The sequence below is a fragment of the Kocuria rhizophila genome, from assembly GCF_003667225.1.
Taxonomy (GTDB): Bacteria; Actinomycetota; Actinomycetes; order Actinomycetales; family Micrococcaceae; genus Kocuria; species Kocuria rhizophila.
Genome location: NZ_RCOM01000009.1, coordinates 13393 through 25614 on the forward strand (window position 1 = coordinate 13393; position 12222 = coordinate 25614).

8 protein-coding genes and 1 tRNA gene are annotated in these 12222 nt (G+C 69.3%); 4 read left to right on the forward strand and 5 right to left on the reverse strand.

The window, feature by feature from the left end; all coding sequences use genetic code 11:
* Positions 1-86: 86 nt before the first annotated feature.
* Positions 87-1382 carry a thymidine phosphorylase gene (locus tag D9R02_RS02865; RefSeq protein WP_121566296.1) on the reverse strand — a complete coding sequence of 432 codons (1296 nt, stop codon included), beginning with the start codon at positions 1380-1382 and terminating at the stop codon, positions 87-89.
* 174 nt (positions 1383-1556) lie between these two features.
* On the opposite strand from D9R02_RS02865, the gene D9R02_RS02870 reads away from it, so the two are divergent.
* Both D9R02_RS02870 and D9R02_RS02875 read left to right on the forward strand, forming a co-directional pair.
* Positions 1557-2774: a NupC/NupG family nucleoside CNT transporter gene (locus tag D9R02_RS02870; RefSeq protein WP_019310515.1), complete on the forward strand. Its 1218-nt coding sequence runs from the start codon at positions 1557-1559 to the stop codon at positions 2772-2774.
* A 31-nt stretch (positions 2775-2805) separates the two neighbouring features.
* Positions 2806-3741, forward strand: a complete 936-nt coding sequence (locus tag D9R02_RS02875) for a sugar-binding transcriptional regulator (protein WP_121566297.1) — start codon at positions 2806-2808, stop codon at positions 3739-3741.
* Positions 3742-3798: 57 nt separating this feature from the next.
* Here D9R02_RS02875 and D9R02_RS02880 read toward each other — a convergent pair whose 3' ends face one another.
* The 3 genes from D9R02_RS02880 to D9R02_RS02890 all read right to left on the reverse strand — a co-directional run bounded on the left by D9R02_RS02880 (position 3799) and on the right by D9R02_RS02890 (position 8148).
* Entirely contained in the window at positions 3799-5802 is a 2004-nt protein-coding gene (locus tag D9R02_RS02880) for an FAD/NAD(P)-binding protein (RefSeq protein WP_121566298.1), read from the reverse strand.
* Between the two features lie 87 nt (positions 5803-5889).
* Positions 5890-7866 carry a S8 family serine peptidase gene (locus D9R02_RS02885; RefSeq protein ID WP_121566299.1) on the reverse strand — a complete coding sequence of 659 codons (1977 nt, stop codon included), beginning with the start codon at positions 7864-7866 and terminating at the stop codon, positions 5890-5892.
* Positions 7867-8058: 192 nt separating this feature from the next.
* Positions 8059-8148: transfer RNA gene (locus D9R02_RS02890), tRNA-Ser, on the reverse strand.
* Between the two features lie 263 nt (positions 8149-8411).
* Here D9R02_RS02890 and D9R02_RS02895 point away from each other — a divergent pair.
* Both D9R02_RS02895 and D9R02_RS02900 read left to right on the forward strand, forming a co-directional pair.
* Positions 8412-9533: a glycosyltransferase gene (locus D9R02_RS02895; protein WP_019310519.1), complete on the forward strand. Its 1122-nt coding sequence runs from the start codon at positions 8412-8414 to the stop codon at positions 9531-9533.
* Positions 9534-9543: 10 nt separating this feature from the next.
* Positions 9544-11055 carry a lipopolysaccharide biosynthesis protein gene (locus tag D9R02_RS02900; protein WP_050899492.1) on the forward strand — a complete coding sequence of 504 codons (1512 nt, stop codon included), beginning with the start codon at positions 9544-9546 and terminating at the stop codon, positions 11053-11055.
* Between the two features lie 44 nt (positions 11056-11099).
* Here D9R02_RS02900 and D9R02_RS02905 read toward each other — a convergent pair whose 3' ends face one another.
* A complete protein-coding gene (locus D9R02_RS02905) occupies positions 11100-12218 on the reverse strand; it encodes a glycosyltransferase family 2 protein (protein WP_065118169.1) in 1119 nt (372 codons plus the stop codon).
* Positions 12219-12222: the final 4 nt, after the last annotated feature.

Below are 12222 nucleotides of genomic sequence, written 5' to 3' on the forward strand. Positions count from 1 at the left end.
CTCCTCAGTGGTTTCGGGCTGCCGTGCGGTCCGCACCGGCAACGGTCGTGGAGCACGCCGCGGGCACGGCAGTGCGGGGCGCTGACTCAGTCGATCCTGTCGATGACGACGTCTTCGCGGGCGCCGGTGCCGTCCGCGGCGTCGGGGTCGATGGTCGCGCCGCCGGTCAGGGACTCCAGCGCGCGCTCGAAGCGCTCCGGGGTGTCCGTGTGCAGGGTAAACAGCTTCTGCCCACGGGTGACCCGCTCGCCGGGCACCGCGTGGATCTCCACACCGGCACCGGCCTGCACGGGGTCCCCCTGCCGGGCGCGGCCCGCGCCGAGGCGCCACGACGCCACGCCCACGGACATCGCGTCCATCTCGGTGAGCACGCCGTCCGTCTCGGCCAGCACGTCCTGCGTGTGCTTCGCCACGGGCAGCGGGGCCTCCGGGTCGCCACCCTGAGCGGCCACCATCTTCTTCCAGGAGTCCATGGCCCGGCCGTCGCGCAGCGCGGCCTCCACATCCGCGTCCTTCACACCGGCCGCGGCGAGCATCTCCTGCGCGAGCGCCACGGTCAGGCGCACGACGTCGCTGGGCCCGCCCCCGGCGAGCACCTCCACGGACTCGCGCACCTCCAGGGCGTTGCCCACCGTGCGTCCGAGCGGGCGGGACATGTCCGTGAGCAGGGCGACGGTGTTCACGCCGTGGTCCTTGCCCAGGTCCACCATGGTGCGCGCGAGCTCGCGGGCGTCCTGCTCGAGCTTCATGAACGCGCCCGGGCCGGTCTTGACGTCCAGCACCAGGGCACCCGTGCCCTCGGCGATCTTCTTGGACATGATCGAGGACGCGATCAGGGGGATGCACTCCACCGTGGAGGTGGTGTCGCGCAGCGCGTAGAGCTTCTTGTCCGCGGGTGCCAGGCCGCTGCCGGCCGCGCAGATCACCGCGCCCACCGTGTCCAGGATCTCCATCATGCGCTCGTTGGACAGATCCGCCTGCCACCCGGGGATGGCCTCCATCTTGTCCAGGGTGCCGCCCGTGTGGCCCAGCCCGCGGCCCGAGAGCTGCGGCACCGCCACCCCGAAGCTCGCAACCAGCGGGGCGAGCGGCAGCGTGATCTTGTCCCCCACGCCCCCGGTCGAGTGCTTGTCCGCGGTGGGCCGGGACAGCGCCTGGAAGTTCATGCGCTCGCCGGAGTCGATCATGGCCTGCGTCCACCGGGAGATCTCGGTGCGGTCCATGCCGTTGAGAAAGATGGCCATGGCCAGGGCGGACATCTGCTCGTCCGCCACCACACCGCGGGTGTAGGCGTCGATCACCCAGTCGATGGCCTCAGGGGACAGCGTCTGGCGATCCCTCTTCATGCGGATCACGTCAACGGCGTCGAACGATTCGACCATCGTGCTCACTCCCTCGTGTAGATGCGGCGCCGTGCTGGTGCGGGTGCGCGCCCGCGACACGACTCGTTCTCCATCCTATGCGTCGATTCGGAAATTCTGGCACTTATAGTTTTGACAAATGTGCACGCTGCGGCACCGTCGCCGCCGTGCCGGACAACGAAAGCTGGGGTCACCGTGGGCCGTTTCCAGGGCCTGGTGGGCATTGCGCTCATCCTGGGCATCATCATCCTGTTCTCCCGCCACCGGCACGCCATCAAGTGGCGCACGCTGGGCGTGGGGCTCGCCCTGCAGGCGGGGGTCGCGCTGCTGATCCTCAAGTGGGAAGCCGGCTACGCGGCGTTGAAGTGGGTCTCGGACCTGATCCAGAAGCTCATTAGCTTCACCAACGAGGGCGTCATGTTCGTCTTCGGCGGGCTGGTCAGCGAGGACAACGGCTTCGTCTTCGCGCTGAGCGTCCTGCCCGTGATCATCTTCCTGGGCGCGCTCATCGGTGGCCTGTACTACTTGCGGGTGATCCAGGTTTTCGTCCACGTCGTGGGCACGGCGCTGAACAAGATCATGGGAACCTCCAAGGTGGAGTCCGTGTTCGCGGCCACGGTGATCTTCCTGGGGCAGAGCGAGGCTCCGCTGGTGATCAAGCCCTACCTGAGCAAGCTGACCCGCTCAGAGCTGTTCACGTGCATGACCGGTGGCTTCGCCGCCGCGGCGGGCTCCACCCTGGTGGGCTACTCGCTGCTGGGCGCGCCGCTGCCCTACCTACTCGCGGCCTCCGTGATGAACGCTCCCGGCTCCCTGCTGATCGCCAAGGCCCTCATGCCGGAGACCGAGGAGTCCGTGGCGTCGGTCAACACGCTCAAGGTGAAGGACACCGAGTCCAAGAACCTCATCGACGCCATCGGCAACGGCGCCCTGAGCGGCGGCAGGATCGCGGTGATCGTGGGCTGCCTGCTCATCGCCTTCATCGCCCTGATCGCCATGGTGTCCGGCGGTCTGGAGTGGTTCGGCTCGCTCTTCGGCTTCGAGGGCTGGTCCCTCGAGGGCCTGTTCGGGATCCTCTTCGCACCGCTCGCCTGGGCCATCGGCGTGCCGTGGGAGGACGCCGCACAGGTGGGCAACTTCATCGGCCAGAAGACCATCCTCAACGAGTTCGTGGGCTACACGTCCTTCGGCCCGGCCATCCCGGACCTGCAGCCCCAGTCGGTGCTGATCACCACGTTCGCCCTGGCGGGCTTCGCCAACCTGTCGTCGATCGCCATCCAGATCGGCTCGTTCGGCGGGCTGGCACCGGACCGGCGCGCGGACGTGGCCCAGCTGGGCATGTTCGCCCTGTTCGCCGGCTTCCTCACCAACATGCTCAACGCCGCGCTCGTCGGCGTGATCATGGGCCTGTGACCGGCTCCCTCCCCGGACGGGAGCTCGACGCGTGGAGCTGAGCTCACGGGACGCCCAGTCCCTGGACGTGGCGCGGCTGTACTACCAGCGCGGCCTGCCCCAGGCGGACATCGCCCGGAAGCTGTCGATCTCCCGGCCCACGGTGTCCAAGCTGCTGCAGCACGCCAAGGACCGGGGGTTCGTGAGCATCGAGATCCGCGATCCCCGCGCCGTGTCCTCGGACGTGGGCCGGCAGCTGTGCGAGCGCTTCGGCCTCGCGCAGGCGCGCGTGGTGGCCGCGGCGGACACGGACGAGGAGCTGCTGCACGAGCTCGGCGGCATGGGTGCCCAGGTGCTCGAGGAGAACGTGGCCGACGGCGATCTCGTGGGCATCACGTGGGGCCGGACCATGCGGGCGGTGGCCCAGGCGCTGACGCCCCAGCCGCGCAGCGGGGTGCACATGGTCCAGCTCAAGGGCGGCAGCAGCCTGGCCTCACCGCTCGTGGGCCACCACGAGACGATCCGGCTGCTGTGCGCCGCGTTTTCCGCCTACCCCCACACCCTGCCGTTGCCCATGCTCTTCGACAGCCCCGAGGTCAGGCAGGTGGTGGAGCAGGACCGGAGCATCAAGTACGTCCTGGACCTGGGCCGCAGCGCACGCACCGCGATCTTCACCGTGGGATCGGTGCCGGAGGACTCTCCCCTGCTCATGAGGGACGTCCTGACACCCTCCGAACGCGCCGGGGTCACGCGCGACGCCGTGGGCGACCTGTGCTCACACTTCATCGACGAGCACGGCCGGGTGGCCGTCCCCGAGCTGGACGAACGCACCGTGTCCATCCCCCTGGAGGCGCTGCGCCGCAAGGAGATCCGGATCTGCGTGGCCGGAGGGGCCGCCAAGGTGCCCGTGCTGCGCGCAGTCCTGCAGGCGGGTTTCGTCTCCCACCTGGTCACGGACGAGCGGACCGCCCGCGCCGTCCTCGGCTGAGCACACCGCCCCACGACGACGACGCCGCCCGCGCCCCGGGCGCCCCGGGCGCCCCGCTCACGGTTCGCGCCGCGCCCCCGCGAAGACGTCCTGCGCGATCTGGTCCGCGTCCGCGATCGTGCGGGAGCCAAGGTGAGCCGGAGCCTCGGCCTCCGCGGCGATGGACACGCCCCACTGCACCGAGGACAGCTGCAGGCCGATTACGTAGATCCCCTCCTCCGCCTGGTCTCCGGCGCCCACGGCGCGGTAGACGAAGGACCGGGACGCGGCGTCGTCGTCCCGGGAACCGCGGGCGCGCTCGATGCTCACGTCCAGACCCGAGCTGGACTCGGGGCTCGCGCCGTCCTGGGTCTCCATGAGGCGGGCGCGCACCAGCCCGCGCTCGTGCATGTGGGTGAGCAGCGGCGAGATATTGCGGTGGACGTCGTTGGTGGGGGACATCGCCTCGATGAGCCACCGCGAGCGCACCGGTGCGTCCTCGACCCACGGAGAGGCCGCCACGAAGCACCCCTCGGTGCGGTCCACCACGAAACGGGGCTCGGGGCCGAGGAAGCGGACCACGCCCGCCCGGGTGAGCGCCGCGAGCTGCTGGATCCGCAGCACGGGCGGGCCCGAGGCGAGGCCTTCCACGAGGGGCTCGAACTGGCGGCGCAACTCGTGGACCCACGAGGAGTCCGAGATCCCGATCTCCGCGAGGACGCACTTGAGCACCGTGCGGGCGGCGTTGAGGGACGCGATCGCCATCTTCACGGGGTCGTCCTCGCCGCGCAGCGAGCCGTGGACATCGCGGTCAAGGTAGTGCACGACCGCCGCGGCGTACTCGTCGTGGCTCGCGAAGCTGACGTCCTCGAACGGACGGGCCAGCCGTGCCTGCTGCAGCTGCCGACCGGGGACCACGGCGTCGGAGATCAGGGCGTCACTGTGGTGCGACCAGCCGGGGTCGGTGGTGTCCAGGAGGATCTCGTCCAGCTCCCGCAGGAACTGCTGCGGATCGGACTGGAAGGCCTCGGGCGCGGTGCGGGCCAGGACCGTGTAGTAGTTCCAGATCACGTCCTTGCGGATCAGCGGCCACAGCTGCCGTTCGAAGGACAGGGCACGCTGCGAGTCCTCCGCCAGCTCCTGCACGGCGTCCAGGGTGAAGAACCGGGTCTGGAGGGACTGCGCGTAGTAGCCCTGCAGCACGGGCTTCGCGCGGTAGGGGGTGCCCCGCCGGGACCCGGCCACGATCTTCGGCTCGCGCCCCGAGGGCTGGTAGACCAACCGTTCGGGGTTGTTCGGGTCGGTGTCGAACGAGCCACCACGGCCCTCGGTGAGCCGCGCCAGCGCGTCGCAGAAGTTCAGACCCATGCCGCGCACCAGGACCGTCTCACCGCTCGGCAGCTCGGACCAGAAGGCGTCCGCGGGGACGGTGGGCGGCCAGTACGTGAGGCCGTGCTCGGCGGCCCCGTCCACCAGGTCCTTCTGCGCCGGGCGCAGGTGCGCGTCCAGGTGGCCCAGGGCGAGCACCACCGCGTCCGCTGGGAGCACGAGCCCGCCCGACAGCTCCACCGCGTAGCGGTGCCGGCCCTCGGAACGGACCCACGCGTCCACGGCCTCTCCGCGGTGCACCTGCAGGCGCACCGTGTCCGGGAGGTTCTCCTGCAGCGTGGCGAACACCCACTCGAGGTAGCGCCCGTAGACGGCGCGCGGCGGGTAGCCCTGGGGGGTGAGCTCCGCGAGCGCCGCGCTCTGCTCCGGCGAGAGCGGCGTCACGGGCGTGATCTCCCCGGCGACGACGCCGCGGCGCCACCGCTCGAAGCTCATCCCCCGCAGCGGTTCCGGCGAGGGCACCTCCAGGGCCCCGGGTGCCGCGATGACAGTGGGGAACAGGGAGGGTGTGTTCATGAGGAACACGTCCGACTGGTCCGTGCGCCACACGTGTCCCGGGCCAGGAGGGAAGGGATCCACCAGGTCGATGTAGACGCGGTCCCCCGTGTGCGCCGAACGGGCCACGAGCCGTTCCACGACCGACAGACCACGGGGACCGGCCCCCACCACCACCACGCGCTGCTGAATACCCATGCCGTCCAGGATATCGACGGGCAGGGCGGGGCAGGTTCATCCCGGAGTCAGGCGCCCGAGCCGCACCCCGGGCCATTCTGCGAGCGGTCAGCGGACGGCGGTGCGAACCACCTTCCCCGTGCTCCGTGTCCAGGTGTACTGCGTGGTCTCACCGGTCTTCACGTCGCGGAAGCGCTGGTACGCCCCCGCGGAGGTCTTCACCTCGGGTGAGGTGGGGTAGCCGGCACCGGCCTCGTAGCCGTCGCGGGACCATTGCCTGCCGATACCCGATGTTTCAACGACCGGTTGAGCGCCGGTCGCCCCACTCCAGATGATCTTGGTGGTCTGCTTCGTCCCTGGGCGCACGAAGTTCTGGTAGGCCCCGCCGGTTGCCGTGGGCAGTTCGTCCTTGGCGGGCAGCCCGAAAGCGGTCGGGCCGCCCAGCTGCGCGTACCGCGTTCCAATGCCCTTCCAGGTTTCAACCTTGTGCGCACCGGTCTCGTGGGACCAGTAGATCTTGGTGACCCTGCCGTTCTTCGTGAAGGTCTGCACCACGCCGCCCACCCCCGTGCTCTGCTCCCACGTGGTGGGCGCACCCATGGCGGCAGCGCCACCGTGGGCGTTGTAGTAGGTGGCGATGGCACCGTGCACCGTTGGTTTGGCACGGGGGACGGCCCGAGCCGCAGCAGTGGCATTGACCTTGCGGTAACCGCTCACGTTCGTGCCGGTGCTGCGAAGGGTGCTCCGGATGGCCTCGACCCCCAGGTCCGGATTCCGTTCCTTCATGATCGCGATCACCCCGGCCACGTGCGGTGCCGCCATGGAGGTCCCACTGAGGTCTCCGTAGGTCGGCTTGCCGATCGAGTAGGTGCCCGTGTTGACCGTGGACCAGATCGGCGACCCCGCATCTCCCCCGGGCGCCACGACGTCGAGCATCGGTCCCCAGTTCGTGTACCCCGTGAGCTGGTTGCGGTACGACGTGGCCCCGACCACGATGGCGCCCCCGCAGTTGGCGGGCGCGGCCAGGTTCGCGCTCTTGGCCGCGTTGCCGGCCGCCACCACGAGCGGCACGTTGATCTTGTGCATCCGGTTGATCGCGTTCTGCATCACCGCGGGACAGCTACCGGAGTCCCACGCCTCCGACAGGTTGACCACCTTGGCCGGGTTCGTGTTCCGGGGCACTCCCGGGATGGGAATGCCCGCAGACCACATCACGCCGTCCGCGATGTCCGATACGTACCCGCGGCCGTCCGCCCCGAGAACGCGGGCATGCTGGACCTTCGCGTCGGGGGCCACACCGGCGATGCCCATCCTGTTGTTCGTCTGCGCGGCGGCGATGCCCGCCACGTGCGAACCGTGCCACCAGGACGGCCGCCCCGGGCTCCAGTCCCCCTGGTCCTGCGGGTTCGCGTCACGCCCGTTGCCGTCCCGCGAGTGGTAGGTGTCGGAGAGGAAGTCGTAGCCGGGCACCGTCTTGGCGTTGAGGTCCGGGTGGTTGATCTGGCCAGTGTCCGCAATGCCGATCACCACGCCCTGACCGGTGCCCTGCCACCACGCGTTCGGCACGCCGATGTTGCGCGGGCCCCACTGGTAGTTCCAGTTCGTGTCGTTCGGGGTGGCGGGAGGTGTCGCGGCGAGCGCCCCCACCACGATCTGGTCGGGCTCCGCGGACTCCACGGCAGGGTTGGCCTCGATAGCGGCCACCATGTCCTTCTGCTCCGCAGGGGAGAGCATGGTGTCCGTCTCCACGACATCCTCACCGCTGCCCGTGGCCCGGACCGTCTCCGCCCGCGGGACGTCAGCGGTCTGCGAGGCTTGAGCGAGCGCGGCACTGCGGTGCTCCCGGGGCGCGCCCTCCTTGTACTCCACCACGAACCGGTCCGTCTCGGGGAGCACACGGCCCTGCCCTGCCGACCCCCGGCCCAGGGTGGCCACTCCCCCGGTCACCGCCGGCTGCGCCTGCGCGGCCTGCTCTCCCGACGACGCCGCTCCATCCGGGGGCGCCGCAGCCGCGGGTCCCGCGGCGGCGATCACGGCCACCGACAGTCCTGCCGCGATCCAGCCGCGCACTCGTACGTTGCTCATACCCGTTCCTCCTGCTCCGGCCCGGGTCCGGTACGCCGCGGACCCGAGCGGGCGGGAGTGGACCTGGTGCTGTTTTGGAGTGTATCCATGTGCATCGATATGCAGGAGCAAACACGTCGGTCGCCGGATTGTGACAGGGGGAGACACGCAGAACGCCGCCCGCGTGATCGCGGACGGCGTTCTGCTCGTGGGCGGAGACGGGGGGATTTGAACCCCCGGCCCGGGGTTAATCCGAGCCCTTCATTAGCAGTGAAGTCCATTCGGCCGCTCTGGCACGTCTCCGTGTCATTCGTGGCGACGGGCGCCCCGGGGAACGCCTCACCACAAAACAACGGTTATCAGACTATCGGGCTGGTGCGCGGGCGGTCAAAGCGGTCGCCTACGCAGGCCGTGAGCCCCACGCGGATGGACGTCGGCCGCCCTGACGCGTCGGCCCAGTTCGTCCGGCGTGCCGCCACGGGATCCAGTACCCGCGTGGACCTGAGTGATAATCGTGGAGGTGCGGCGTCAAGCCGCCCTCTCCTCTTCCGAAAGGCCGTCGTCCTGTGCGTTCCCTCGTCGTCACCGCGTGGTTCCCCGATGCCAAGACCCCCAGCCGCACCCCCTTCATCCTCGAGCACTGCTGGGCCCTGCAGGAGGCCGGCCACCAGGTGGCGGTCGTCCACGTCCTCATCGGACGCGCCTCGGGCACGACCGTTCAAGAGAGCTACGAGGGCGTCCCTGTTACGCGTGTTCGGCTCAATGTCGTGGACCCACGCAGCTATGTCGAGGTGACACGGGTGATCTCTGCTGGTCTACGGGGCGCAGACGTGCTGCACACCATGGCTTTCTCCGCAGTGCTCTTTGCCGCGGCGCCCTGGGCTGTGCGCCGACTGCCGTGGGTGCACACGGAACACTGGAACGGCGTGGTGAACCCGAGCAGTGTGGGTCCTCTGTGGGAGCGTTCAGCCTGGTTGCGGCACGCCCTGCGGTTGCCCCATGCCGTCACTGGCGTGACCGATGCACTGTGCCGGGAAATGGCCCGTTTCTCCCGGCCTGGCGCCACGCATGTGGTGCCCTGCGTCGTGCAGAACCCGGAACCCGCCACGGCATTTCCCAGCAGCCCCCCGATCGGTTTGGTGGGGGTCGGGGCCCTCATTGATCGCAAGCGCCCGGTACTGGCCCTGGAAACCATCGCGGAACTCGTGCGACGAGGCATGGACGTGCGCTACACCTTGGTGGGCAACGGTCCTCTCATGAACACACTGCGCAGTACGGCTCGCGACCTGGGCATCGAGGACCGTGTGGAACTCACCGGGCCGATTCCCCCGGCCGAGGTTGCGGATCGGCTCGCCGCGGCCCACATCTTCTTCCTGCCAAGTGCGCAGGAAAATTTCTTCACAGCAGTGGCCGAGGCGATCGCCGCGGGTCGGCCAGCCGCTGTGCCGTTGAGCGGCGGTTTTGACGACTACTGCACTGAGGAGAATTCCGTCCTCACCGACAGCTGGGACGTGTCCGATCTCGCCGACGCCGTCCAGCGGGCCTGGGACACCTTCCACAATGCTGACCCGGCCGCGATCGCCAGCACCGTGCGCACTCGGTTCTCCCGGGCGGAAGTCGGCTCCGCGTTCTCCCGAATCTATCGATTGGTCGCCCACGAGGATCCAGGGACCCGCGGCGATCGATAAACTTCCACGAGTGACGTCAAGCCCCCCTTCTCCAGCGCCCCCCGGCAAGTGGCGCCGGATTCTTTTCCCGCCGCCCAACCACGAGAACAAGGACAACCCCATCGGGTCGTCCTTCGCTCTGACCGTGGTGGCGGTGTTCGTCCAGGGGCTGTCCCGGTTCGGCTACAGCCTGCTGATCGGCAACATGCTGGGCAGCGAGATCCTCGGCCAGGTCAACCTGGCGATCTCCCTGGCGCTGTTCCTCGTGCTGCTGTGGCCGCAGGCCTCAGGCAACGCCGCCTCCAAGTTCATCGCCATGGCGCGCGGGCAGCAGCACCGTGAGGAGCAGCTCTCCGTGGCGGTCTACACGTCCCGGACGGCCGCGCTGGCCACCGCCGTGCTGGCCGTGGCGGCGGTCGGGGTGGCCACGTGGTCGCTGCACCTGCCACCCTCCTACGCGGTCTCGGCGGGCCTGCTGGTGGTCGCACTGTCCGCCTACAACTTCGTGCGTGGAGTCCGTACCGGCAACAACCAGTTCGTCACCACTGCCGTGTGGGACTGCATCAGCTCGGGTGTCACCCTCACCCTGCTGCTGCTGGTCCTGCTGGGAGGGTTCACTCCCCTGCTGCTGCTCCCGCTGAGCCTGGGGTACCTCATCTACGCGATCCCGGGCTGGCCCCGCACCTCCGGCGGGCCTCTGCCCCGACCGCTCAAGCGAGAGATCAACACGTTCACCGTGTGGGCGGCCATCAACATCCTCACGGCCTCCGGGCTGCTGCAGCTCTCCATGATCATGGGCAAGCACTACGACACGGCCTCAGCCGTGGGCCAGTACTCCGCGGCCGTGAGCATCGCGACGCCCGCGAGCATGCTGTCCTCCTCCATGCTGGTGGCGCTCGCACCGGCGGTGGCGCGCATGTTCACGGCCGGAGACCTCCCCGGCATGCGTCGGCAGCTGGATTCGATCCTGCGGATCATGGTGCTCGTGTTCCTGCCCGTGTTCGGGGTGGGAATCCTGTGGGCGGAGCCCATCATCCACCTGCTCTACAACGCGCGGGCCGAGGAGTTCACCCAGGCCGCTCCGCTGCTCATCGTGCTCTTCTTCGCGGTCTCCGCCACGAGTTTCAACGCCTCCAACTCGCGACTCAACGGCGGCGAGAACTGGGGCGTGCGCGCCCTCGCCGCGGGCAACGCCGTGGGCCTGCTGCTGGGAGTGGGAACCATCCTGTGGTGGGGGCCCGAGCTGGGGGTCATGGCTGCGGCCCTGGGCTACCTGGTGGGCTGCCTGGTGAGCTCCCTCGGGCCGCTCGTCATCGTGTGGATCCACGACCGCATGGCCTGGACGGGGCTCATGCTGCGAGTGGCAGCGGGTTACGTTCTGGTCCTGACGGGGGTGTGGTTCGTCACGACCCACCCGGGCATCGGCTCGAACGTCCTGGCCACGCTGGTGTTCCTGACCGCCTGGTTCGCCATTTCTTGGCAAGATGTAGTTCCTCGCCTCCATTCCCTGCGGGGCCGGGCACAGCTGCGCCGAGAGCGGTGAACCGGAGCCTGCTCGCGAGGGCTCGGTCTTTCTCCTGACTCTGCTCAGCGAGACCCGATGCGGTAGCGGAACATCTGCACGGCGCTCGCGGCAGCGATGCGCAAGGGGCTCTGCCGATCGAGCGCCCAGCGGGGATCCGAAGTGATCAACGCCGCTGGGGCGGCAAACCGGCGGCGTGCCTGCAAGGCCTTGAGGAGATCGTCCCCACCCGCTCCATCACGCAGCAACCGGAGAACCTCGACATCTGCGTGGGAAAGGCGCTGCTCAACATGGGGAGCGAAGGCCAGCATCTCCTGCGCCGTGCGATTGGCAGCCTCTTCGAGCTGCGGGCCCCATTGCCCCGCCCGCAACGACTCTTCCAGGGAGGGAAAGAAGTTCACCCGGATGTACTTGAGTATGTAGGACGCCCGCAGACCCGAACCAACCGGCAGTGCCCCCGGACCGTGCGTGATGTCGAGGGCGGCAGCGACCTGCGCGCGGATGGGCAACGGCTGTCTGGACACCCGCACCTCGGCGTCCGCGTGCACGAGATATCCGGGTGATCCCGGGGCGTAGTCAATCCTTGCGGCGCCGGCGTACAGAGCCAGCACGAAGGCCTGGTCCTCACCCGTGCGCACATGCTCGTCGAACCGGGCCCCGAGACGATGGATGGTGGCCACCCGGACGAGGCCGAACGCTGAGCTGCGATACCCCAGCCGGTCCTTCACCGGGTCCAGACGGGAGCTGCGGAACGGGCGGAGGATGGGGGTGATGTCCACTCGATGGCCCGTGTGGTGCTGGAAGGGGATCACGAGGTCGCTGCCCCTGCGCTCGGCGATCCCGAGCCACCGGGTCACCGCGCCCGCGTCGAGGGTGTCGTCGCTGTCGAGGAAGCTGATGTAGCGTGCCCTGGTGCGGCGAAGGGCTTCGTTGCGGGGCACCGCCGCCGTGCTCCCACGGTCCTCGCACTCGATCACCGTGACCGCTGCGCGCTGCTCAGCGGACAGGACGGCCCGGACCTCGTCAGCGGACACGTGGTGCGCCACCACCGTCACGCGGCACTGCCCCGGGCGGGCTCCTCGGCTCGCACGAAGCGCGGAGGACACGGCGCGTTCGATGGGACGTGATGTGGAGTGGACGGGAATGACGATCTCCACGAGCGGATCACCTGAGTGCTGGGCCATGCCG